This window comes from Microcoleus sp. D2_18a_B4 (genome assembly GCF_036702475.1).
Lineage (GTDB): Bacteria > Cyanobacteriota > Cyanobacteriia > Cyanobacteriales > Microcoleaceae > Microcoleus.
Window position 1 is genome coordinate 1 of sequence record NZ_JAUBTL010000003.1, and the last position, 20,930, is coordinate 20,930.

At 42.6% G+C, this 20,930-nt stretch carries 27 protein-coding genes; 11 read left to right on the forward strand and 16 right to left on the reverse strand.

Translation table 11 applies throughout. From position 1 onward, the window contains the following. Nucleotides 1-55: 55 nt before the first annotated feature. Complete coding sequence (locus tag QUB04_RS02395; RefSeq protein WP_333280529.1) at nt 56-1,708, reverse strand: NACHT domain-containing protein; 1,653 nt, start codon at nt 1,706-1,708, stop codon at nt 56-58. 162 nt (nt 1,709-1,870) lie between these two features. Continuing rightward, a complete protein-coding gene (locus tag QUB04_RS02400; protein ID WP_006632503.1) occupies nt 1,871-2,089 on the reverse strand; it encodes a helix-turn-helix domain-containing protein in 219 nt (72 codons plus the stop codon). 298 nt (nt 2,090-2,387) lie between these two features. On the opposite strand from QUB04_RS02400, the gene QUB04_RS02405 reads away from it, so the two are divergent. Both QUB04_RS02405 and QUB04_RS02410 read left to right on the forward strand, forming a co-directional pair. After that, entirely contained in the window at nt 2,388-2,858 is a 471-nt protein-coding gene (locus QUB04_RS02405) for a hypothetical protein (RefSeq protein WP_333280531.1), read from the forward strand. A 46-nt stretch (nt 2,859-2,904) separates the two neighbouring features. Then, nucleotides 2,905-3,072 carry a hypothetical protein gene (locus QUB04_RS02410; RefSeq protein WP_333280533.1) on the forward strand — a complete coding sequence of 56 codons (168 nt, stop codon included), beginning with the start codon at nt 2,905-2,907 and terminating at the stop codon, nt 3,070-3,072. A 22-nt stretch (nt 3,073-3,094) separates the two neighbouring features. Here QUB04_RS02410 and QUB04_RS02415 read toward each other — a convergent pair whose 3' ends face one another. From QUB04_RS02415 to QUB04_RS02465, 11 genes are all read right to left on the reverse strand, one after another. Then, on the reverse strand, nt 3,095-4,483 hold the full coding sequence (locus tag QUB04_RS02415; RefSeq protein WP_333281009.1) for a UDP-glucose/GDP-mannose dehydrogenase family protein: 1,389 nt from the start codon (nt 4,481-4,483) through the stop codon (nt 3,095-3,097). Between the two features lie 148 nt (nt 4,484-4,631). Next, nucleotides 4,632-5,570 carry a UDP-glucuronic acid decarboxylase family protein gene (locus tag QUB04_RS02420; RefSeq protein ID WP_333280535.1) on the reverse strand — a complete coding sequence of 313 codons (939 nt, stop codon included), beginning with the start codon at nt 5,568-5,570 and terminating at the stop codon, nt 4,632-4,634. Nucleotides 5,571-5,970: 400 nt separating this feature from the next. Further along, nucleotides 5,971-6,156: a hypothetical protein gene (locus QUB04_RS02425; RefSeq protein ID WP_333280537.1), complete on the reverse strand. Its 186-nt coding sequence runs from the start codon at nt 6,154-6,156 to the stop codon at nt 5,971-5,973. Nucleotides 6,157-6,160: 4 nt separating this feature from the next. Continuing rightward, nucleotides 6,161-6,724 carry a zeta toxin family protein gene (locus QUB04_RS02430; protein ID WP_333280539.1) on the reverse strand — a complete coding sequence of 188 codons (564 nt, stop codon included), beginning with the start codon at nt 6,722-6,724 and terminating at the stop codon, nt 6,161-6,163. A gap of 220 nt (nt 6,725-6,944) precedes the next feature. Further along, complete coding sequence (locus QUB04_RS02435; protein ID WP_333280542.1) at nt 6,945-7,232, reverse strand: HNH endonuclease signature motif containing protein; 288 nt, start codon at nt 7,230-7,232, stop codon at nt 6,945-6,947. After that, entirely contained in the window at nt 7,229-7,588 is a 360-nt protein-coding gene (locus QUB04_RS02440) for a hypothetical protein (protein WP_333280544.1), read from the reverse strand. Before QUB04_RS02440 ends, QUB04_RS02435 begins: the two co-directional genes overlap by 4 nt. A 58-nt stretch (nt 7,589-7,646) precedes the next feature. Then, the gene (locus QUB04_RS02445) at nt 7,647-7,829 is read right to left on the reverse strand and encodes a hypothetical protein (protein WP_333280546.1); all 183 of its coding nucleotides are present in this window, start codon (nt 7,827-7,829) and stop codon (nt 7,647-7,649) included. Between the two features lie 12 nt (nt 7,830-7,841). Then, nucleotides 7,842-8,144 carry a type II toxin-antitoxin system RelE/ParE family toxin gene (locus QUB04_RS02450; RefSeq protein ID WP_333280548.1) on the reverse strand — a complete coding sequence of 101 codons (303 nt, stop codon included), beginning with the start codon at nt 8,142-8,144 and terminating at the stop codon, nt 7,842-7,844. Between the two features lie 6 nt (nt 8,145-8,150). Beyond that, nucleotides 8,151-8,408, reverse strand: coding sequence for a type II toxin-antitoxin system ParD family antitoxin (locus QUB04_RS02455; protein WP_333199092.1), 258 nt, complete (start codon nt 8,406-8,408; stop codon nt 8,151-8,153). A 179-nt stretch (nt 8,409-8,587) separates the two neighbouring features. Then, the gene (locus QUB04_RS02460) at nt 8,588-8,716 is read right to left on the reverse strand and encodes a hypothetical protein (RefSeq protein ID WP_333280550.1); all 129 of its coding nucleotides are present in this window, start codon (nt 8,714-8,716) and stop codon (nt 8,588-8,590) included. Between the two features lie 30 nt (nt 8,717-8,746). Further along, complete coding sequence (locus QUB04_RS02465) at nt 8,747-9,274, reverse strand: helix-turn-helix domain-containing protein (protein WP_333280553.1); 528 nt, start codon at nt 9,272-9,274, stop codon at nt 8,747-8,749. Between the two features lie 400 nt (nt 9,275-9,674). Between QUB04_RS02465 and QUB04_RS02470 the strand changes: the two genes are divergently transcribed. The 5 genes from QUB04_RS02470 to QUB04_RS02490 all read left to right on the forward strand — a co-directional run bounded on the left by QUB04_RS02470 (nt 9,675) and on the right by QUB04_RS02490 (nt 15,534). Then, nucleotides 9,675-10,115, forward strand: coding sequence for a hypothetical protein (locus QUB04_RS02470; protein WP_333280555.1), 441 nt, complete (start codon nt 9,675-9,677; stop codon nt 10,113-10,115). Nucleotides 10,116-10,318: 203 nt separating this feature from the next. Then, the gene (locus QUB04_RS02475; RefSeq protein ID WP_333280557.1) at nt 10,319-11,170 is read left to right on the forward strand and encodes a vWA domain-containing protein; all 852 of its coding nucleotides are present in this window, start codon (nt 10,319-10,321) and stop codon (nt 11,168-11,170) included. Nucleotides 11,171-11,223: 53 nt separating this feature from the next. Further along, on the forward strand, nt 11,224-12,633 hold the full coding sequence (locus QUB04_RS02480; protein ID WP_333280559.1) for a hypothetical protein: 1,410 nt from the start codon (nt 11,224-11,226) through the stop codon (nt 12,631-12,633). 14 nt (nt 12,634-12,647) lie between these two features. Next, nucleotides 12,648-14,852, forward strand: coding sequence for a hypothetical protein (locus QUB04_RS02485; protein WP_333280561.1), 2,205 nt, complete (start codon nt 12,648-12,650; stop codon nt 14,850-14,852). Between the two features lie 133 nt (nt 14,853-14,985). Then, complete coding sequence (locus tag QUB04_RS02490) at nt 14,986-15,534, forward strand: hypothetical protein (protein ID WP_333280563.1); 549 nt, start codon at nt 14,986-14,988, stop codon at nt 15,532-15,534. 182 nt (nt 15,535-15,716) lie between these two features. Here QUB04_RS02490 and QUB04_RS02495 read toward each other — a convergent pair whose 3' ends face one another. Next, complete coding sequence (locus tag QUB04_RS02495) at nt 15,717-16,121, reverse strand: transcriptional regulator (RefSeq protein ID WP_333280565.1); 405 nt, start codon at nt 16,119-16,121, stop codon at nt 15,717-15,719. Beyond that, nucleotides 16,105-16,404 (reverse strand): type II toxin-antitoxin system HigB family toxin, encoded by a 300-nt coding sequence (locus QUB04_RS02500; protein ID WP_293152593.1) that lies wholly within the window; start codon nt 16,402-16,404, stop codon nt 16,105-16,107. The genes QUB04_RS02495 and QUB04_RS02500 overlap by 17 nt, the downstream gene beginning before the upstream one ends. Nucleotides 16,405-16,594: 190 nt before the next feature. On the opposite strand from QUB04_RS02500, the gene QUB04_RS02505 reads away from it, so the two are divergent. From QUB04_RS02505 to QUB04_RS02515, 3 genes are read left to right on the forward strand one after another with little or no spacing between them, the layout of a single operon-like run. Further along, nucleotides 16,595-16,792: a DNA-binding protein gene (locus tag QUB04_RS02505; RefSeq protein WP_333280570.1), complete on the forward strand. Its 198-nt coding sequence runs from the start codon at nt 16,595-16,597 to the stop codon at nt 16,790-16,792. Then, nucleotides 16,792-17,181 carry a type II toxin-antitoxin system death-on-curing family toxin gene (locus QUB04_RS02510; protein WP_333280572.1) on the forward strand — a complete coding sequence of 130 codons (390 nt, stop codon included), beginning with the start codon at nt 16,792-16,794 and terminating at the stop codon, nt 17,179-17,181. The genes QUB04_RS02505 and QUB04_RS02510 overlap by 1 nt, the downstream gene beginning before the upstream one ends. Nucleotides 17,182-17,235: 54 nt before the next feature. Continuing rightward, nucleotides 17,236-17,682: a DUF5958 family protein gene (locus tag QUB04_RS02515; RefSeq protein WP_333280575.1), complete on the forward strand. Its 447-nt coding sequence runs from the start codon at nt 17,236-17,238 to the stop codon at nt 17,680-17,682. 332 nt (nt 17,683-18,014) lie between these two features. Here the strand turns inward: QUB04_RS02515 and lepA are convergent, their stop codons facing one another. Beyond that, entirely contained in the window at nt 18,015-19,829 is a 1,815-nt protein-coding gene (gene lepA, locus QUB04_RS02520) for a translation elongation factor 4 (protein ID WP_333280577.1), read from the reverse strand. Between the two features lie 328 nt (nt 19,830-20,157). On the opposite strand from lepA, the gene QUB04_RS02525 reads away from it, so the two are divergent. Then, nucleotides 20,158-20,385 (forward strand): hypothetical protein, encoded by a 228-nt coding sequence (locus QUB04_RS02525; protein WP_333051858.1) that lies wholly within the window; start codon nt 20,158-20,160, stop codon nt 20,383-20,385. The last annotated feature ends 545 nt before the right edge of the window (nt 20,386-20,930 follow it).

Below are 20,930 nucleotides of genomic sequence, written 5' to 3' on the forward strand. Positions count from 1 at the left end.
ATCGTTTAACATCATAGATGTTTATTTTTGTCAACTTTCTTGTTAAGAAAGATCCTTATAAAGCATAGCTTAATAAGGGGGGAGTAAGAGTTTCTTCTGTTGGGAAGGAGGGAATTAGATCCCCCCCAGCCCCCCTTAAGAAGGGGGGAGCCGGAGTTTCCTCTTCTCCTATCTCCTCAGTTAAAAATGGGGTAGTAAGAGTATCCCTGTCTTCTCTTGTCCCCCCCCTTCTTAAGGGGGGGTTAGGGGGGGATCGAAACCATTTATCGATAAATATTTCCACTTGTTCGGGATAGGAAAACTCCAGAGTGCGATAAGTATCAAAAGTATCTAACGCAGTGCCGATCGCATCCCAAACATTCTGCCGACAACTTAGCACAATTCGCGCCTTTTGAATGCAGCCGCCGGTTCTAATTTGCCGCTGAATTTCCGCCAAAGGATTTTCATCTCCGACAGCCATCTCATCCGCCCCATCCAACACCAACCAAACGCGCTCAGCATTAAACTGTGCTAAAAAATCATCCTTAATTTCCGCAGTCGCCTCAGCCTTCCCAATTCTCTTAATAGCCGCCAACAGCCAATTATCAAATAAATACGGCTCTAATTCCTTCCCCTGCAAATCCGCCAAGGATACCCAAATTACAATTGCCTCGGGAATGCCCGCCGCTACCCAATTCGCAATCTGCCGCAACAGCGTTGTTTTTCCAGCCCCCGATTCTCCAATAATTCCTAACCGCTTGCCATTACTTTTAGGGCTACTTCCTTGCTGAATAACTTGCTCAAGAAACTCGCTGTGTTCAAATTTTTGAGTAACTTCCTTTTCCCGGTATAAATCCGAACCTTCCTCAGCCGCAACATCCTCGCGTCGCTGAGTCACTTTCTGCCGTTCCACCAGTCCCAGCGGCACATAAACATCATCTATTTCATGGTTGCCAAAAGTTAGCTGGTTGCTACTCAGTCGCTGCTGTTCTTTCTCGTCTAATATCTGCTGGCAAATAGCTTGCCAGTCAATCGGCACGTAAGCAATCTGGCTCTTTTCAACTATCTCCTCAAGCAAAGCCTTTAGCTGTTCCATTAAAGCGTGAGTTTCGGCGGTTTTGGTATCATTCCGCGTTAAAGTTTGCGCTGTAAAAATCTGGAACACCTTTTCATTGTCCTTGATTTCCTCGGCAAAGTACGCTGATACTAAGCTAAACAAATTTTCCTTTAATTTAGCTTGATAAAGTGTGACTTCACAATCTTTTAGTGCAATTTCCAGCAGTTTACTTTCAACTTCTTGAAAGCGATTTTGGCTTAACTCGTTTCTGGAACTTAGCAGCAATTCTATCTCATCTAAACCTTCTATGGGAATCCCAGAAGGGGCTGTTTCTTTGTTAACCTGGTTTAATTCAGATTTTAACTGCTTATTCTTCTTATCTAGCCATTCTAAATAAGGACGGTTTTGAGGCAAGTAAATAACGATTGCTTTAGAAGCCCTGCGAGACGGCTCAACCAATTCTTTATAACATTCTGAGGCGATTTGTTGCTGAGCTTTCAGGAAAGAACGTTTCAGCGCTTTTTCTAAATCGTGATTGACAATTTTACCATTTCGTGATACATTCTTTACTCCCTTCAAACAGAGGTGCTTGACTGCATCATTGGCTTGAGTGCCCACTATCCCATCGAAAGCGACCTTGAGAAGACCTCCCAATAGCAAAGCATCTAGCATTTGACGGTTCTCCTAATTTCAGGCTGCAAGCGGGTTATTTCAATGATAGGCGATCGACTTTGGTTGCGGGCGATCGACCTATGCTAAAATCATCACATCAAAACTTCGATCGTCCGATCAAAAGTCGATCGCTCAAACATTGAATTTAGGCAAAACGTTCAACTATTTTTCTAGGATTACCACGAAATCCTCAATCATCACATCAAAAGTTCGAGCCAGCTTGTGAACTGCTGCAAAGTCAACCATTGCCATACCCTGAGAACGGGCATAATTGCTAATCGTACTGTAGCCCACGCCCGATCGCTCCGCAACCTCCTTGAGCGTCCATCCCTTCTCGGCCGCCAACTCTCGAACCCGCAACCTTACTAAGCCTTTGCTCATATTCACTATTTACAAAATTTTGGATTTAGTATAATATATCAAAAAGCGATCGCCCCGGTCATTCGATTTTAGATTTTAGATTTGAGATTTTAGATTGACTCTAAAGATGAATCTGGGAGCTTGAACGTTGGTCGAAAATTTTGCGCCTCTCATGGCAGAAGTCGGGGCTTGTCTCCGTTTTGCGGCGGAGTCAACGAAACTAAAGACGAGCGCCAGTTAAAATTAATCCCGACCGATTATTTCTGTCGATCGCACTTAGCAGAGATAGATTTACCTACTACCACCAGATGCAACTACAATGATATCAGAAAATCAGCTAAGATCGTCAGCGATCGGCGAATCAAAAATTATTCACAAATCGTCGATCGTCAATCCGCGATCGAGATTTGTCACAGAAGAAACAGTAGCACTCCTGTTCAACATATCACCAGAACAGATATACCGGATCGAATGCTGCCACAACGTAGTGTACGTTCATGCCAAAGGCCTGAGTCGATTTGTCAGCTACGCCGATTTCCCCCCAATCCTAGAAGTAAAACCGCCCTGTGCTCAAGATTTTGTCGCCTGGTACAAACGCTGGAAACGGACACAAGCACCAGAATTTTGGACTAAATTCTATACGTACAACTTCAAAACGGCTGTTTCAGTTGACAGCTTACTTGAGTGGGGTAAATTAGTCGCTACAGTTAAATCGGTAATTTCTGCCTCAGCGCTGCAACAGCTACGAGATGTTTACGCTCAAGAAAAAGCATTGATGGAAAATTTTTAAAGCAGGCGGGGCGGGTAAACCCGCAATTGTTGGCGGGAGCATCTCAATGAAAGCAGCAAAGCTCGAAATTGGAATTAGGAGTCAGGAGTCAGGAGCCAGGAGAAAAGAGTCAGAAGGAAGAAGAAAGAAGTGTTTTTGCAAATATGAGATGCTCCCATTGTTTGCCACTAGGAAGATAAATGTAAGGTGCGCTTCGGCGCACCCTACGAAATAGAGATTCCGATCAAAACTCTTCTTTACCTTCCAATTCCCACATATTGGAAACCAGCCGCTTCTAAAGCCTTCTTGTCTAAGAAATTGCGGCCATCAATCATCACCGGATGGTTCATCAACTTGGCCATTTTATCGTAATCTAAATTGCGAAACTGTTCCCAGTCAGTCACCAAAACCAAAGCATCGCAACCGTCTGCCAGTCTTTCCGGGTCAGTTTCTACCAAAACTCCCGACAAACCGTGACGCATCCCAGTTTGAGAAACAATCGGATCGTAAGCTTTAACTTTCGCTCCCAACCGATTCAAATTCTCGATTAAAATCAGCGCTGGAGCATCCCGCAAATCGTCAGTATCCGGCTTGAAAGTCAAACCCAAAAGTCCGACAGTTTTACCTTTGAGAATCTTCAAAACGTGCTGCAACTTTTCAATAGCAATGAACCGCTGGCGTTGGTTCACTTCCACTGCCGCTTTCAGCAAATGCGCCTCGTAACCGTAATCGTCAGCAGTGTGAACTAAAGCTGAGACATCTTTGGGGAAACAAGAACCGCCCCAACCAATGCCAGCTTGCAGAAACTTGTTGCCAATCCGTGAATCTAAACCGATACCTCGGGACACTTGACTAACATCTGCACCGACGCGATCGCAAATATTAGCAACTTCATTAATAAAGCTAATCTTCGTAGCCAAAAAAGCATTAGCTGCGTACTTAATCATCTCTGCTGAACTGATATCAGTCATCACCACAGGAACTTCCGGCAAAGACTGATTTTCTGCGAACTTGCGATCGACAATCGGCCGGTATAACTGTAGCATCATATCCATAGCCCGCCGAGAGTTGCTGCCGAGAACAATGCGATCGGGATTAAAAGTATCGAAAACAGCACAGCCCTCCCGCAAAAACTCTGGGTTGCTAACCACATCAAATTGAACACCTTTTTTTGCTGCTACTTCCTCACCAGTAACCTCGTCACCGCTGTGAGGTTTTTGACGTTCTGCTAAACCGTCTAGTACAATTCTTCGCACCCAGTCCCCGGAACCGATGGGCACTGTAGATTTGTTTACGATTACTTTGTAATCGCCGTCGAGGTGAGCTCCAATTCCACGAGCAACCGCTTCCACGTAGCGAGTATCGCTTTCCCCAGTAGGCAAAGGAGGCGTCCCCACGGCAATAAACAAAATATCCCCGTGAGACACTCCTGCAGCTAAATCCGAAGTAAATTCTAGATTGCCCGACGCAGATGCAGAGGACATTAATTCAGACAGTCCAGGTTCAAAAATAGGCGACTGTCCCGACTTCATTAATTTAACTTTTTCTTCGTTGTTGTCTACGCAAATCACGTGGTGGCCGATGTGGGCCAAACAAGTGCCGGTGACTAAGCCAACATATCCTGTACCGATGACGCAAACTTGCATACAAATGTCCTCAAAGCTAGTAAATAAATCAGGTAGGAATTGGGAATCGGGAATTGGGAATGGGGAATTGGGAATTGGGAATTGGGAATCGGGAATTGGGAATCTTTTTCCCATCCCCCCCTCTCCCAGTCTCCCCCTCTCCCACTCTCTACTTTTGGTTTCCCTCGATGCGATCGCGAAAATCCTTGATAGTCAACTCTAAACCTTGATCCAGCGGCACAGTTGGCTCCCACCCCAACCAAGTTTTAGCACGAGTAATATCCGGTTGTCGCTGTTTTGGATCGTCTTCCGGCAGCGGTTTAAAGATAATTTCTGCCCCTGGATTAATCGTGTTTTGAATTTTTTGGGCCAGTTCCAATATAGTGTATTCGCCGGGATTCCCCAAATTCATCGGCCCGATTTTGTCGCTATTCATCAAACGAATAAATCCTTCCACCAAATCAGAAACGTAGCAAAAACTCCGCGTTTGGGAACCGTCGCCGTATACTGTCAGCGGTTGATTCCGCAAAGCTTGAGCAATAAAATTGCTCACTACTCTGCCGTCATTTTCCAACATCCGCGGGCCATAGGTATTGAAGATTCGCACAACTCGAATGTCTACACCATTTTGACGGTGGTAATCAAAAGATAGGGTTTCAGCTACTCGCTTCCCTTCGTCGTAACACGATCTGATCCCGATACAATTAACGTTGCCGCGATAATCTTCTGTTTGTGGATGTACGTCAGGATCTCCGTACACTTCGGAAGTGGAAGCCAGAAAGAATCTTGCTTTTACCCGTTTAGCCAATCCCAACATATTCATCGTACCGATGACGTTTGTTTTAATTGTCTTGACAGGGTTGTACTGATAGTGTATTGGGGAAGCGGGACAAGCCAGATGGTAAATCTGATCTACTTCTAACCGAATCGGTTCCGTGATGTCGTGGCGGATCAGCTCAAAATACGGGTTGTCCAGCCATTTGAGGATATTGCGTTTAGTCCCGGTGTAAAAATTATCCAGGCAGACTACCTCATGTCCTTGGGCCATTAAGCGATCGATTAGGTGGGAACCGAGGAAACCCGCACCGCCTGTGACTAAAATTCTCATTGTGGAAACTGCCGTTCTGTTTAGGGGTAGGACTGGAGTACAAAAATTCAGTCGCTCGAATGAAACTTTCTAATAGAATAACAAAATTGCGATCGACAATGTAAAGACTTATGCGTCACTTTCATCAAATCTTTAATTAACTTAGCATTTCCCAATACTTTGAACAAAGTGCTATAATTCGCAAATGTGGGTAGCAATTTTTATTTAACTTTTAATATTTCCGCAAAAATACTGTTGACAATAATTCTGTTTTGAGTTAAGGATTATTGGTTGTTTGTTATGCGCTAGCTTCTGTGTTTAGTTATGTAAGGGTTTACGCATAAATACCCAAAAAACCGGGTTGTTCGCGACTGTTAAAGCGTCAATGAAGTATTTCCGTAAACAACCCGATTTCTCAAGGCTAAAAAGCAGTATCGCTGTCTGCTCTTGGTGGAATCTCAGCAGCAGTTAACGTCACGATTTTACCGTCACGCCAGATTCTAATTGATTGTCCTAGTCTGCGGTGTTTTTCAATTGCTTCGGCGATGGCTGCTTTGACACCTGCGTCAATGCGATCGGATAACTTGACAAGTCTTTTTTCAGTCATTTTACTAATTTATAATGCGATTCCAAGTTTCACGGTCAGAGATTAGGGTTTCCCCTTCCGCACTTCCTTCAGCAATTAGTCGGATAGTATCTCTAGAATTATCATAGACTATCCAGCTATCGCACAATGGTAAGTATAATGAAGTTAAGTTTCTGCGTCCGCGATCGTATCGCCTGCGGATGACATCTTCCGGAATAGAATGTCCACCACTTTCCACCCGTTGTTGCACCCGTTCAATTGCCATTTCTGGGGATTGCAGCCAGAAGTAAATCAGGTTGATTGTGTAGCCTTTGGTTTTACAGTTGCTCAAGAATCGAGCAAAGTTACGAGCTGCTAAAGTTGTCTCGAAAGCGAAATCAGTGCCAGAGTCTGATAAAGTCCGCAGTCTTTGTATCATTAAGCGTCCTGCGAGGATGGCGACTGACTCTGGATTGAATTGGGACATCCCGGCGGCGATCGCATCTGCATTGACATATTCAAAACATTCTAAAAAATCAGGTAATAATCTCAGGGAAACTGTCGTTTTACCTGAACCGTTAGGGCCGCAAATAATGTAAATATTTGGCATAATTGCGCTTCAACTTTTACTCATAGTCTTCTAGCTCAAATTCAATATAGAGGTTATGGTGTGGCTTGAACACGATCGCTTAATTGGGTTTTGTTAACGATCGAATTTTGATTGATAGCTTACGTTCGGTCAGACATTCTGCACGATTAACCTGCAATAAACGCACAGTGACTCGACCGATCGCACTTAGAGGTTCGATTGTACCACTTTCAGTTTGAAGTTAAAAATGGTCTTCCCAGCTATCTTTTCGAGGGTTGTAAAGTCGAACCACTTCATCTGTTTCTGGAGCGATCGAGGCAATGTCGCTGCCTTTATTTTTGTTACAAATTGAGCAAGACAAAGCGAGATTATTTTCAACTGTTTCGCCACTGTGTTTTTCTGCAATGATATGGTCTATTTGATGAGACGAGAGGGCGAGTGTTTCTGGGATTAAACAATATTCGCAGTATCCGTTGGCGCGATCGCATACCATTCGTCGCAGACTAGCTGAAACGTAGGTTTTACTCATGCTGCCTCGCTCAGTTTCAGCAGGGCTTGCGCTTTGGCAATGCGTACTAAATGTTCGACAAATTCGTATTGCTGCCACAAACGCTGCTCGATCGGCGTGAGTCCTTCCGTGCGGTTTTTCTCTAATAAAGTATCGATTTCAGCTTGAAGATCGTCGGATAAACGCAGGGCTAATATTTCTTGTGGCGAGGGTAAACTTGCTATAAATTCTAATATCTTCGTGAGTCCAGAAAATCCGCTTGAAGGATTGGCTTCGACTTCCCTCAATCCCAGCATCAAAATCTGTGGTAACTCATCTTTGAGAGTATCTAGCCGCAGTGCTAGTTCGTCGGGAATTTGAAGGGTTATTTTTGCCATTTTTTTACTCACTGACGCTCTCATTGAATGGTAGCACAATAGACGACGGCAATTATAATTATATAGTGTCGTTATTGGATAGCGGTGGAATCTCAGCAGCAGTTATACTCACGATTTTACCATCACGCCAGATACTAATTGATTGTCCTAGTCTGCAGTGTTTTTCATATGCTTCGGCAATTGCTACTTTCACACCTGCATCAATTTTTTCATATAACTTAAGGAGTTCTTCTTCAGTCATTTGATTCCTAACCTATGCTCCATTCTCTTCAAAAAAAGCTTCTAAATCCCGATCGCCTCTGATAATTCTCATAATTTCAATTCCATCGTTCGCGATGCGGTAAAAGATAATGTAGTTTTGCACAGGAATACCGCGCAAGTAGGGGCGAAGTTGACTATAACTGCGTCCCATCAGAGGAAATTGTGTCAAGTAGCGGCATTTTTTAGTGAATTCATCGATGAATCGTTCGCCTGCTTCAACGTTGCGTGCGACGAAATAGTCTGCGATTTCGTCAAGGTCGCGAATCGCTTCAGGTGAGATGATATATTGGCTCATCAAGGATTATACCGATCGAGCTTTGTGAAATTTGGCTCGGATTTGAGCGATCGCCGTTTCACCATCCACTCCTTCACCGCGATCGAGTTGTGTGGCGGCGATGTCGATTTTGGCGCAAACTTCTTCTACCCAGCGATTGTATCGATCGCGTTTTTCCAGCAGCCGTAGCGCGTCAGCAATGATTTCGGTAACGTTGGTATAGCGCCCGCTAGCGAGTTGGGCTTGGATGAGTTGTTCTTGTTCGGGGGTGAGGGTGATACTCATAGGTAAAGATCGGCTGGCTATTGTTTTATTGCAGTTCGGGGGGATTGCACGTTTGTCTCTATTCTATTCTAATCTATGACTGATGCGTTACGTTGCACTAGCAATACCTACTACTATTTATCGATCGCAATCGCTAGTTCGTCGCGAATTTGAATGGTAATTCTTGCTATTGTTTTTAGTCACTGATGCTCCGATCGAATCATAGCACAATAGAAGCGCGATCGCCCTTTTGTGAGAAATGCAGTGTGCGATCGCCCCGCGCGATCGGGTAAACGTGCGATCGCCCTTCCTGATTTTAGTCGCTTCACGCTACCAATCTGTTGAATTGTGGCAAAATTTTAGTTACCGTTGTTATCGTTGATGTCTAGATTTTGTATTGACAATTCTGAAGGTAGCGGTACAGTTATTTGTAGGTATACACCAATTTTTATTTGATTGTTCTCAAAAGTTATATTAGTTACATTGACTTTACTATTTTCAGATAAACCGTCTTGAATAGGGAATTTAGCAGGTGGCTTAGTTTTATATCCAGCTTCCTCAAGCCATTCAGCAATATTTCTCCAGTTACCTATCTTTTCATTACACTTGCCGATCAGACCTTTAACATACTTATAGATACTAGCGCAGAGGTCACTTTCAACGCCTTTAGCATCCTTTCCTAGCTTTTCTGCCATTTCACTGGGACTGTAGCCACAAAGTAACCCCCGCAAGTGTAGCTTTTCAACGGGAGTGAGTCGTTTTCCCTTAGCCGAGGCCAAGTCTGTGTAGAGGGTTTCCAAGTCCCACTGGTGGGCGGCTTGGGTGAACTGCTCGTTTGTGGGTGCCATAGATTGAGGGGTAGAAAATTCCTGATGGAAGTCTAACATAATTCCTGACGTGAGTTGTGAAATATAACGTAGAGGTAGCTTATTATAAGTGAAAGGTGAAAGGCAAAGGGTTCTGTTTGCGAGTCAAAAGGTTTGTGAGATTGCTTTTTGGCTGTCACTGACTAGAGTTAGCGACTTGGCAGGAGAGATAAGCTGAAACTTGATGTACTTCGGGCTTTGGTTGTAGTCTCTGGGGCGGTAACGAAATTTTTTAATTTATTTTCTGGGTTTTGCATAATTTTGTGGATGTGGCCCTGATAGATAAATAGGAGGGTGCAATGCGCCTTCTGGGGATTGAGCTCATGTTTGTGAGTGCGATCGGCGAAAGCTTTGCTATGCAAGACTTGTGTTTGGTCGCAGATGACGGTAGACAATAGATAAAGCAGAGAGGAAACAAGATATGGGATGGAGCGATTGGTACGAATGCAGTTTTGACAGCAAGGGCGATATAGACCTCAGACCTGTAGAGAAAGCACCTAACTGGCCTGGAATTTATGCGATCGCCATGAAAGATCCTGATACCCATGACTATGTTGTTCAATACATTGGAATGTCTACAACAAGTATCTGGACAAGGCTTAAAAAGCATTTTACAGGAAGGGGAAATAAATACATCGAACAAAGGCTGGAACAAAAGAAAAATAAGGACAGAAGAATGGAGAGAGTAAATGCTCTTTATTTTATGTATTTAGAAACGTCAAAAGAGCAGGTTAGAGGTATGGAATCTCTTTTTGTCCGTGGTACTGTACCGATTGGAAACGTTCAGCAAAAGTTAAGCCAGTCATGGCTGCCACGAGATTTGCGAGATCCCGAGGTTGAGGTTGAGCTAGATGACGATTAGTAGCTAGTTCGTCTGTTATTATTTAGCATTTGCGCCCAATTTACTAAATACAGTCAATTAGCAGGGATTCATCCTACATTTGGAGAAATTATAGCTATAACAATCCTAAATTAGTTATGAACGTTTTTTCTTCTATCTATATTCTGTGCTTTCTTTACGATTCACCAAAAAATTCTAGTTCACAAATCATTTAGGATTGCTATATGGCATACAATCAATCACTCAGCAGCGAATATCCAGGATATGTCGTAATTTTAATTGACCAATCCGGCTCAATGTCGGGACGATTTGGTGGATCAACAGGAGGCTCCAAAGCCGAAGAGTGTGCCAAGGCTGTCAACCGGGTGATAAGAGAGATGGGTCTGGCTTGTACGGCTGGTCAGACCATCAAAAATCGTTGCGATATTTCAGTATTAACCTATGGTAAATCTGGGGACACAGCTATCAACGCTTTCTCAGGTAACTTGGCTTCTAAGTCAGTAGTGACGATGGAAGAGTTGGCACAAAACTGTCTCAAGGTCAATACCTTAAAAATGAAAATTTCTGACGGTGCTGGAGGACTGGTAGAAGTTGATGAGCAATTTCCAGTTTGGATTGAGCCTCATGCTGTAGGTGGAACGCCAATGGCAGAGGCTTTTGAAGAAGCTTATAAGCTAGTAGATAGCTGGACTAAAACTCATCAGGCGAGCTTTCCACCGATAGTGATTAACATTACTGACGGTGAGCCGAACGATCAAGCTAGAGCAAAAACTGCTGCTTTGAAACTAGCTCAACTAGAAACAAGTGATGGGAATACCTTGATTCTTAATAGTCACATCTCTGAAAGCAAAGCTGCCAAGATAGAACTTCCGGCTTCAACCAATGAGTTGCCGCAGGGAGATAACAATGCCAAATTCTTATTTGATATCTCTAGCGAGTTACCACCTGTCATGCGCGAGCGTGCAGGAGCAGTCGGCTATCAGCCAACACCGGGTGTAAGAGGATTTGTGTATAATGCTGATGCTGAAACAATGATTCGCTTGTTGGATATTGGCACTAGGGCTAAGTTACAGTAATAGCTGGATTTAATCCTTTAGGTATTCATTTTATAAAGCTAGATGGTGGCAAAGTGCAAAATCACAACCAGAACGAGATAGACTTCTTTACATTACCCAAAATAGGTGAGAAAACAGAAGAGATTCAAGATGCCTATAATAAAAGTTTAGATAGTAACTTAGCTGCAATCGCCGATGGAGCATCTACATCTTTTTTGGCTAGAGAATGGGCCGATCTTCTGGTTGAAAATTTTTGCAAACATAATGAAGAATTAAATACTATCAACAGGCACTGGAAAGAATGGTTAAAACCTTTGCAAGAACAGTGGAGACAATATTCAATCAAGATAAGAACAGATCCAAACCTTCCTTGGTATGCTAAGGGTTCCAAAGAAAAAAATTGTGGTTCAGCTACTTTTGTGGGTCTTAAACTTTACCCAACAAATCAAGGCAAACAAAAGACTTGGGAAGCTTTAGCAATTGGTGATAGTTGCTTATTCCAAATCAAAGCTAACTCCGATCAGCCTATTTCATTTCCAATTAAAAAATCCGAAGATTTTCATACAGTAACTGACTGCTTCCAGAGTCTTCCTGAATACAACTTTTCGGAACCAATCTATACGAGTTCTGTTTGTGATAAAGATGATATCTTTTTTTTGGCAACCGATGCTTTAGCAGAATGGATTTTCAAAGATTTAGAGAAGGGGGGGAGTCAGTGGAGAAAATTGATTTCAATAACAAATCAAAAAGAATTTGCTGAATTCATACAGCATATTCGGCACGAAGGACTTATTAAAAATGATGATACAACACTTTGCAGAATCGTTGTTAAAATATCTGAAGTAAAGGTAAGCCATAATTCCTTATCTAGAGAGGGACATTTAACATTGTCCCAAAATAATTATTCAATAAAAATTGAAGAAAATCATCATAACTCATCTCAAAATCAGAAGATAACTGCAAAAAATCCAAAATTAAGATTATTGCTATTATTGGCAACAGCACTAATTTTGATAGTATCAATATTATTTGTAGTCATATTTTTAAATAAAAATATTTCTACTCGTAATTCAGCATCTAAATCACCGTCTAATTCATTTGAATTATCAAGTGATAACAATTATTCATCTTTTACTTCACATCAAAGAATCCCTATCTATGATGTTGATAAAACTTCTAATCAGCCTATAGGTTATTTATGGAAAAAGCAGCCTGAGTCTGGAAATTCAAAAGAACTCTGGGTTCTTGTACCACTAGCATATATTAAATATCTCCCAAAAACCAACGGAGAAGAGCTAGTAATCCCTAATGATAGTACGCCTCTTCCTCTTTTTAAAAGTACGCCGGAACCAAAAAATATTTCCCTACAAGAAGGAGACTTTGTAGGCTACCTTTTGCCAGGAAGGTATCCATTATTTCAGCTTAAGAAAGAATCAAAAACATTCCCGAATGCCTGGTGGGTAAAGATTAAATTTAACTTATAATAAAAAGTAATATTATGTCAAAAAATCGGACGCTTTATCCAACAATAACTAAATATTATAGTGCAATTTCTCATCCACAAATTGCATTTAAAAACCTCGATCCTATTTTAGCTAATGGTCAAGCTGTCAAAATATATAACCCTCACCCTCAAGGTATGCAAAACTTATGGACAGCAGCAGGTGGTTGTGCGTGTGTTTTTAAGTATGAAACTTTCAACCCGAAAAGGCTGTGGGCTGTCAGATGTTTTCTTCAAAGCACATCGAGTGTAGCCAGTCACTACAGCAAAGTTTCCAGCCGTCTCCAAAATATAGGTTGTTCATCTTACTTTGTTGAATGTAGCTTTCTCAATCAAGGAATCAGGGTTGATGGCATCTCCTACCCAATTGTAAAAATGGAATGGGTGGAGGGTAAGGATTTAAAAAGTTTTATCCAAGACAACCTTAACAATAAGAATAAATTAGATCTTTTGGTTCAAGCTTGGGTTAGGTTATCGAAAGACTTACTGACTCAAGGAATCGCTCACGGAGATTTACAGCATGGCAATATCTTAGTTGATGACAGGAATGGTGTCACCCTCAAACTAATTGACTACGATAGTCTTTACTTTGCTGTAGATGGTAACAGTATTGATGACGAAAGTAAAGGGTTTGATGGTTATCAGCATCCTTTAAGAGACAACATACAAAAGCAGTGTCTTGAAATAGATTTTTTTTCGCAACTGGTTATTTATATATCAATTATTGCAATTGCAGAGAACCCAAAACTTTGGCAGAATTATAAGCTAGACAAAACAGAGCGCTTGTTGTTCTCTAAAAATGATTTTCGCAACCCTGACCAAGCCCAAGTTTTTCAGACACTATCTCAGCTATCTCCCAATGTTTCACAGTTAGCTGATGAGTTCAAAAGAATTTGTAAGCTAACAGACTTTAATAAAATTCCTTCTCTCGACGCTGTTTTGACTCCTCCAACTCAAATTTGGACTCCCATAAGTCCAATTCCTGGTGCAACTCCATCACCTCATCCCGTAACAACATCAGGTTCGACTGTATGGACTCCCAAAAGTTCCATTCCTAGTTTAACTTCGCCACCTAATTCTACACCAACATCAGGTTCGACTGTATGGAATATCAAAAGTTCCGTTCCTAGTGCAACTCAGTCACCTCATCCCACACAAACATCAAGTTCGACTTTATGGACTCCTAACAATCCCGTTCCTAGTGCAACTCCATCACCTAATCGTACACCAAGATCAGGCATTGCATATATCAAGTTTAAACTAACACTTGCACTCGCCAAATTGAGACAACCAAAAACAAAGTGGATTATAGTTGGGGTAATATTTTTGCTTGGAGGTTTAGGATACTGGAACTTGAAATCTCAGCTAGATACGAGTGCTATTAAGGAAGAAACTACAAATTTTCCTGCATTTCTCACTCATGCAAACAAAGCAAAACAATCTGAAGCTAAACCTAACTCAATCCCTAAAGAAGAAGTACGATCGCAAACTACTTCACCTACACCCTCGGTTTCAACAGAACAAGTAATCTTTAAAAAAGGTACTACAGCAGAAACAATTAGTAATACCGTCACAGCCAATCAAAGAAAGCGCTACGTACTAAACTGCGGTAGCGGACAGCCCATGACTGTGCAAATCAAGCAGGGAGATATTAATGTGGCAATTATTTCTCCTAACGGTCAAGCAATTGGTAATGCTGTAAAGGCCGGAACCCAATGGCAGGGTCAACTGCCTAGTGATGGAGATTATATTATTGAAGTTTCTGCACCGAATCAGTCAGACTACACAATTAATATTGAAGTCTTACCTTCCAAAAATACTCCGGTGAGTTCAACACCTGCAACAAATACTCCGGTGAGTTCAACACCTGAGCAAACTCTCAAGAATTATTATGAACTGACCACAAAAGATAATAAGGCAGCCGGGAAAAAATTTACAACTGATAATTTCAGGAAAAAATACAGTTCAACAGATGCAGACAATCAAAAAACATTTGTTAGCAATTTTAATTCTATCGAAGTCACTGACATGGAGACTAAAGAAAAATCGCCTACTAGAGCCAAAATAAAAGTTTGGTTGCGTTATTCTTTTAAAGATGGTAGACCACAAGCGTGTGAATACAGAGATTGTACTCTTGTACTCAACAATGATAATTTTTTAATAGATGACATTGGCGAATATACTCCAACATCTTGCCCTTAAAGAAGAGGTCACATTCTATTTATTAATAGAAGCGATCGCCCTTTCTCCCCAAAGTGTGATCGCCCATACCTAGTGGAAAAAAATCACTTTCTCAATAATGCCACGCTGTCCTCATTAAATAGGAGCGATGAAGATGAATAAATATAGCATTTTTACAATCCACATAGAAGAACCTAATTGCGAAAAATATGCTGAGCCACCAGATGACTCATTAGGAGAACTTTCACATTTTGAATTAGGGCTAAAACTCTTTTGCTTTGAATGCGACCATCTAGTCTCAATAGAAATCGGTGAAGAAAAACTAAACGTTTTTTTAGACCCCGATATCTGTATGCTGCTAGAAGATGAACTCCCCAAAAAACTGAGTGAGTTATCCCAAGGAAAACCCATCAACATAGAATTTGTTGAAAGTGTTTGCATCACTCTGGAATTACAGCCCTTAGCCAAGGATCGAATTAGCTGTAATTTAAAAAAATTTGGATATTTATCTCCAAACCAGTTTACCCTAAAATCCAGAAATCAACATTTTGAACTGAATAAAACTCAAGTCATAACAGAGTCAAAGGAATTTGTCGAACAACTTATGGAAATGGCTCTAAATGGTGGCTATATCACCCTCGAAGAAAAGCAAGAATTCCTGATGCCACTCCGCGAAATTGCTCCTGCTTCGGCTATCTCGTAATTAAGTGCGATCGCCCTTAAGCTCCAAAAGTGCGATCGACAAAGAGGTAGATTGCGATTTACTGTTGGGTGAGGGCGGGTTTATTCAGATTGTTGGTACTTGTTAGATATTGTTGGTGAACCCGCCCCTACAGAACTTCATCACATACAATTCTGAATTAAATCGAAATGATTTCACTTCCCTTAATTACAAAACAAACTCGGCTCTACATGAAAAAAACTCCCCAGAATCAATGCCAACTCTTTACCAATATCTCGCTCGCCATTAACGACTTCAGACACTCTTTTTTCAGATCCAATGACTCCTACCAAATCAGCAGGTTGTAACTCTCTTTGTTCCATCAAAAACAGCAGTATTGAATGAGGCGTTGCTGTGGTTCCTGGTGCGTAATATTCCTGCTCAAATTTTTCAATCAATACAATCAGCAATTCATATAACTCATTTTCTTCAGGAGTGCGATCGCGCTGGTGCATCAACTCTTCCACCATAGCCAGAGCTTTCTCATTATCCGCTTCATTTCTAATTATTTTAGGCTGGTACTGAGACAATAACTCTTTGTATTTATCTGGATTAAAAGTAAGGGTCATTTTTCCATTTCTCCTTATCATACTCAGCATGGGTGAGAATATATTTGATATAAACTAATTGGCTTTCATAATCAATACTAACTATTAATCGATAATTATTACCTTTGATATTAAAAACTGTAAACCCCCCAACAGCTTCGGCTTTAGGAAAAACAGATTGTACCTCAATTAAGTTAGACCATTTAGCCTTGCTAGTAATTTTAAACCAGTTATCCAAAGCTTCCCCGCAATCAGCATGAGTTTCGCTGTATTCACGCACCCGTCGGTAGCTGATTATGTGCATCTACTATAAGCAATTTAAACTAAATTTTAGTTTAGCTCAACCAATTTGTTTCGTCAAGGGCGTGAAGCGCAGCTATCCCGTAGGGAATCGCCCTTTTGCTCCAAAAGTGCGATCGCTCTTTTAAAAACCCTAACTCCTGCTCAGACAGTTGACGTGCTAAACTCAGAGTATCGTCACAGCCACAAACAGAATGCAAACCATTACCATCACAATTCCAGACGATCGCCTCCACAAGCTCCAAGAAACCGCCAACCGCCTCGGCGTTTCCCTAGAAGCATTACTGCTTGCGGGCGCTGAAAACTTACTCGCACCACCAGAAACATCCTTCCAAAATGCTATGGAATACGTCCTCAAAAAGAATTTTGAACTCTACCAAAAGCTCGCGTAATGCGCTATCTAACTTTAACAGAAATCTTAGAACTTTATCGGCGCATTATCGAGCAGTCGGGCGGAGCATTTGGCATCGCTAATTTAGGAGCCTTAGAGTCAGCTTTAGCTCAGCCGCGCATGACGTTTGGCGGGGAGGAACTTTACCCAACTATCGTGGAAAAAGCTTCAGCCCTTGGATTTGCGTTGATTAAAAATCATCCTTTCTTAGATGGTAACAAACGCATCGGTCACGCAGCAATGGAAGTCTTTCTAGTTTTGAATGGCTTTGAGATTTCTGCACCTGTGGAAGAGCAAGAACAAATTATATTACAAGTCACATCAAGCGCGATCGCCCGCGATGAATTTACTGAGTGGCTGCGCTGTCATATTGTTCCTGATTCTATTTGAGAAATTATGACGGAGAACCTCACGTTATATTTAAGCCCGACTTAGGAGAGGCAAATGAATCTAGCCGATGAAATTACAATCAATAATATTCAACAAGAATTAATTAGCCAAGAAGATGCAAAAAACTGGTTTTTAAGCTTCCCAACCGAAGACCAGCAGGAAATATTGCAGCGGCTATCCTACATGACAATCCAAGCAGGGGCGCGAGAAGAAGATGTTTCCCTAGCTATTGCCAAATCAAAACTTCGCCCAACTTACACCCCTTGTGTGTTGCTGAGTAGAGGGCGATTAAAAGAACAAATGGCAAAGCTTTTGAAACTCCCGCCCTCAGAATTTATCAAAACCTTTTTCCTGTTAATGAGTTTATTGGCAATTGCCGATGCCCGCAGGTACTGCAAATATTGTCAAAATGGCTGTAGCCACTGGTGGCATCGCGATTTGAGCGATCGCAAAGTTGTAGATGAAATTCAGCGCGAGTTGCAACAAAGCATTCTTGTTTAACTTGTAGTAAGCTGTGATGCGAGGGGGCGATCGCCACTGACGCTGCAGCCATATTCTGGGCCCCCACAGGGACGGGCAAGATGCCCATCCCACAAGAAAACAGACTCTTTGTGGAACAGGCATCTTGCCTGTTCTAGATGACTGCAAACAACTACAAAAAACAGACTCTTTGTGGAACAGGCATCTTGCCTGTTCCTGACAAAATGCCACAATCAAACGGACTCTTTGTGGAACAGGCATCTTGCCTGTTCTAGATGACTGCAAACCACTACAAAAAACAGACTCTTTGTGGAACAGGCATCTTGCCTGTTCCTGACAAAAAACCACACAGATTACGAATCTCGATCGAGCTTCAGCACAGCCATAAAAGCCTCCTGCGGCACATCCACAGTACCCACAGACTTCATCCGCTTCTTACCCTTCGCCTGCTTTTGCAGCAACTTCTTCTTCCGCGAAATATCACCGCCGTAACACTTCGCCAACACATCCTTCCGCAAAGCCGGAATGTGCTCCGAAGCAATCACCTTCGCACCAATTGTCGCTTGAATCGGCACCTTAAATTGATGACGAGGAATCAACTCCTTGAGTTTTTCCGTCAACCCGCGGCCCACATTATAAGCCTTATCCCGGTGTACAATCATCGCCAAAGCGTCAACCGGATCGCCATTAATTAAAATGTCCATTTTCACCAACGGATTTTCGCGATAACCGATGAGGTGATACTCCATGCTCGCATAACCGCGCGATCGCGATTTCATCTGGTCAAAAAAGTCCGTCACCACCTCCGCCAAAGGCAACTCGTAAACCAGCGTAGTTCGGCCTTGACTCAGATACTTCATATCCACAAAAATGCCCCGCCGACTTTGAGACAGTTCCATGAGCGCGCCCACATAAGTTTCCGGCGACAGCATTTCTACCCGCACATAAGGTTCCTCAATTTTCTCGCGATACTGAGGATCTGGCAAGTGGCTGGGATTGTCAATTGTTAACACTTCCCCTTTAATTGTTGTGATTTGATAAACCACAGAAGGAGCCGTAACAATCAAATCCAAATTGTATTCTCTCTCCAGTCTTTCTTGCACAATTTCCATGTGCAGCAAACCCAAGAAACCGCAGCGGAAACCAAATCCCATCGCACTCGAAGTTTCCGGTTCGTAAGAAAGCGCCGCATCGTTGAGTTCGAGTTTTTCTAAAGCTTCCCGCAAATCGGGAAATTGGTCAGCATCGATCGGGAACAAGCCGCAAAAAACCATCGGCTTTGCCTCTGTATAACCCGGCCAAGGCTCCGGTGCCGGCTTTTTGACCAAAGTAATCGTATCGCCGACGCGAGCATCAGCTACTGCTTTAATTGCCGCGCCCAGATAACCCACTTCCCCGGCGTGCAGTTCGTCTACTTGAACTTGAGTCGGTGAAAGAATGCCCAATTCATCGATGACATATTCCTTACCCGAAACCATCAACAAAACCCGATCGCCCTTTTTGACACTTCCGTCCATCACCCGGAAATACACAATTACCCCGCGATAAGGGTCGTAATAACTGTCAAAAATTAGCGCCCGCAGCGGTTTGTCAACAGTATCCTGCGGCGGCGGCACCAATTCGACGATCGACTCCAAAATCTCATCTATACCAATTCCTTCCTTAGCCGAAGCCTCAATCGCCCCGCTACAGTCCAGACCGATAATTTCTTCAATTTCCCCTTTTACCCGTTCCGGTTCTGCCCCCGGCAGGTCAATTTTATTTAAAACTGGAATAATTTCCAGATTGTGTCCCAAGGCAAGGTAGACATTTGCCAGGGTTTGTGCTTCCACGCCTTGAGATGCGTCTACCACCAGCAGCGCCCCTTCGCAAGCAGCGAGCGATCGCGACACCTCGTAAGAAAAGTCCACGTGTCCCGGAGTGTCGATCAGATTCAGCACGTACTCCTGACCGTCCTTGGCAGTATAGTTCATCCGAGCCGCTTGCAGCTTGATCGTAATGCCGCGTTCGCGTTCGAGATCCATATTGTCTAAAAACTGCTCCTTCATCTCCCGTGCCTGCACAGTCCCAGTCGCCTGCAACAGGCGATCGGCCAAGGTCGATTTTCCGTGGTCGATGTGAGCAATAATCGAAAAATTACGAATGCGAGATACAGGGACGTTAGTCATGTTTTTTATCGAAGAGCTAATCGGCAAAGGATACTTTTTGTTGTATGATTACACAAGCAAGAGTAGAGTGCTTACTTCAACCTCTTACTGGGGATTGAGATGAAACCACAACTGAGGCAAACCTCAAGAGTATCAGTTATTAGCCTTTCAAGTGTCCGATCGAGCCCGGACACCCAAAAGGAAAAAACTTTTCTCTCTCTCATTGTACAGAAAGCGGTTAAGCGGTTGAGGAAAGGTTGGGTGCAAATCAGGGACTGCCAATATCTAGTCCAGTCGGTTGTCATCAAAAGAATTGAAACTTAAGAATTAAAACTAGGATTTTTAAACTATGAGCGAATCAAGAATACCATCCCACAGTTCGTCAGAAAAAGTCGAACTGTCCATCCATATCGATCCTGAACTGCTAGACCAAATTAAGCACTTGACGAATGACCCCAGCAAAGTCATTGAAACAGCAATCAAGCAGTGGCTCCGAGGCGAGCGCCGGGAAGACGAGCTGGCTCTGAGTTTACGCCGCAACCCCCCAGTGCCGCCGCGTGGTGAATGGAACGACTGAGGTGCTCTCGCCCCAGACGGCGCGCGCAAATCTGCGGGGTGTGAAATTTAGATCGCACGGGCGATCTCCTGCAGATTTCGTGGCTAAAGCTACAGGTGGTGGGCGAGTGAACTCGGCTAAATCACAACCTCGGAACTATTCTAGGTGAGGGAAAAAATGGGTGAGCCATTTCCCGACTTGAGTTGTTCGCAGCCTCATATTTTGGCGTAATTTTCACACTTGATAGTTAATCGGTGCAGATTCCTAATTTCTCAATCTTAATTTTTATCTTTAAATTACCCAAAACGGCTGAGAACGAATAGTTTTGAGTTTTGAGTTGAGTTCCGAATTAAAAATTTAACATTTTCTGAGTTCATTAATCACTCAAAAGTCAATAGTAGAAGCCTAAAAGTTTTGCAAATTGTGAGTTTTGAGCGATTAATGTTTTAATTAAAAAGCCAACAACTTTTTAATTGATTAATAACTCACAAATTAACAGTAGAAGCCCCAAACAAGGGGGAGTCTTGAGTTCTTTATTAAAAACTCAAGACTCAAAAATCCGAACT

What these genes read in the sequence shown, in the direction of transcription:
- QUB04_RS02410 (WP_333280533.1), top strand. Translation starts at nt 2,905, where the DNA reads ATGAAAGCAGCAAAGCTCGAAATTGGAATTAGGAGTCAGGAGTCAGGA.
- QUB04_RS02510 (WP_333280572.1), top strand. Translation starts at nt 16,792, where the DNA reads ATGCGCTATCTAACTTTAACAGAAATCTTAGAACTTTATCGGCGCATT.
- lepA (WP_333280577.1), bottom strand. Translation starts at nt 19,829, where the DNA reads ATGACTAACGTCCCTGTATCTCGCATTCGTAATTTTTCGATTATTGCT.
- QUB04_RS02425 (WP_333280537.1), bottom strand. Translation starts at nt 6,156, where the DNA reads ATGACTGAAAAAAGACTTGTCAAGTTATCCGATCGCATTGACGCAGGT.
- QUB04_RS02435 (WP_333280542.1), bottom strand. Translation starts at nt 7,232, where the DNA reads ATGAGTAAAACCTACGTTTCAGCTAGTCTGCGACGAATGGTATGCGAT.
- QUB04_RS02395 (WP_333280529.1), bottom strand. Translation starts at nt 1,708, where the DNA reads ATGCTAGATGCTTTGCTATTGGGAGGTCTTCTCAAGGTCGCTTTCGAT.
- QUB04_RS02515 (WP_333280575.1), top strand. Translation starts at nt 17,236, where the DNA reads ATGAATCTAGCCGATGAAATTACAATCAATAATATTCAACAAGAATTA.
- QUB04_RS02440 (WP_333280544.1), bottom strand. Translation starts at nt 7,588, where the DNA reads ATGGCAAAAATAACCCTTCAAATTCCCGACGAACTAGCACTGCGGCTA.
- QUB04_RS02490 (WP_333280563.1), top strand. Translation starts at nt 14,986, where the DNA reads ATGAATAAATATAGCATTTTTACAATCCACATAGAAGAACCTAATTGC.
- QUB04_RS02450 (WP_333280548.1), bottom strand. Translation starts at nt 8,144, where the DNA reads ATGAGCCAATATATCATCTCACCTGAAGCGATTCGCGACCTTGACGAA.
- QUB04_RS02500 (WP_293152593.1), bottom strand. Translation starts at nt 16,404, where the DNA reads ATGCACATAATCAGCTACCGACGGGTGCGTGAATACAGCGAAACTCAT.
- QUB04_RS02495 (WP_333280565.1), bottom strand. Translation starts at nt 16,121, where the DNA reads ATGACCCTTACTTTTAATCCAGATAAATACAAAGAGTTATTGTCTCAG.
- QUB04_RS02400 (WP_006632503.1), bottom strand. Translation starts at nt 2,089, where the DNA reads ATGAGCAAAGGCTTAGTAAGGTTGCGGGTTCGAGAGTTGGCGGCCGAG.
- QUB04_RS02420 (WP_333280535.1), bottom strand. Translation starts at nt 5,570, where the DNA reads ATGAGAATTTTAGTCACAGGCGGTGCGGGTTTCCTCGGTTCCCACCTA.
- QUB04_RS02485 (WP_333280561.1), top strand. Translation starts at nt 12,648, where the DNA reads ATGTCAAAAAATCGGACGCTTTATCCAACAATAACTAAATATTATAGT.
- QUB04_RS02430 (WP_333280539.1), bottom strand. Translation starts at nt 6,724, where the DNA reads ATGCCAAATATTTACATTATTTGCGGCCCTAACGGTTCAGGTAAAACG.
- QUB04_RS02465 (WP_333280553.1), bottom strand. Translation starts at nt 9,274, where the DNA reads ATGTTAGACTTCCATCAGGAATTTTCTACCCCTCAATCTATGGCACCC.
- QUB04_RS02470 (WP_333280555.1), top strand. Translation starts at nt 9,675, where the DNA reads ATGGGATGGAGCGATTGGTACGAATGCAGTTTTGACAGCAAGGGCGAT.
- QUB04_RS02415 (WP_333281009.1), bottom strand. Translation starts at nt 4,483, where the DNA reads ATGCAAGTTTGCGTCATCGGTACAGGATATGTTGGCTTAGTCACCGGC.
- QUB04_RS02505 (WP_333280570.1), top strand. Translation starts at nt 16,595, where the DNA reads ATGCAAACCATTACCATCACAATTCCAGACGATCGCCTCCACAAGCTC.
- QUB04_RS02455 (WP_333199092.1), bottom strand. Translation starts at nt 8,408, where the DNA reads ATGAGTATCACCCTCACCCCCGAACAAGAACAACTCATCCAAGCCCAA.
- QUB04_RS02475 (WP_333280557.1), top strand. Translation starts at nt 10,319, where the DNA reads ATGGCATACAATCAATCACTCAGCAGCGAATATCCAGGATATGTCGTA.
- QUB04_RS02405 (WP_333280531.1), top strand. Translation starts at nt 2,388, where the DNA reads ATGATATCAGAAAATCAGCTAAGATCGTCAGCGATCGGCGAATCAAAA.
- QUB04_RS02525 (WP_333051858.1), top strand. Translation starts at nt 20,158, where the DNA reads ATGAGCGAATCAAGAATACCATCCCACAGTTCGTCAGAAAAAGTCGAA.
- QUB04_RS02445 (WP_333280546.1), bottom strand. Translation starts at nt 7,829, where the DNA reads ATGACTGAAGAAGAACTCCTTAAGTTATATGAAAAAATTGATGCAGGT.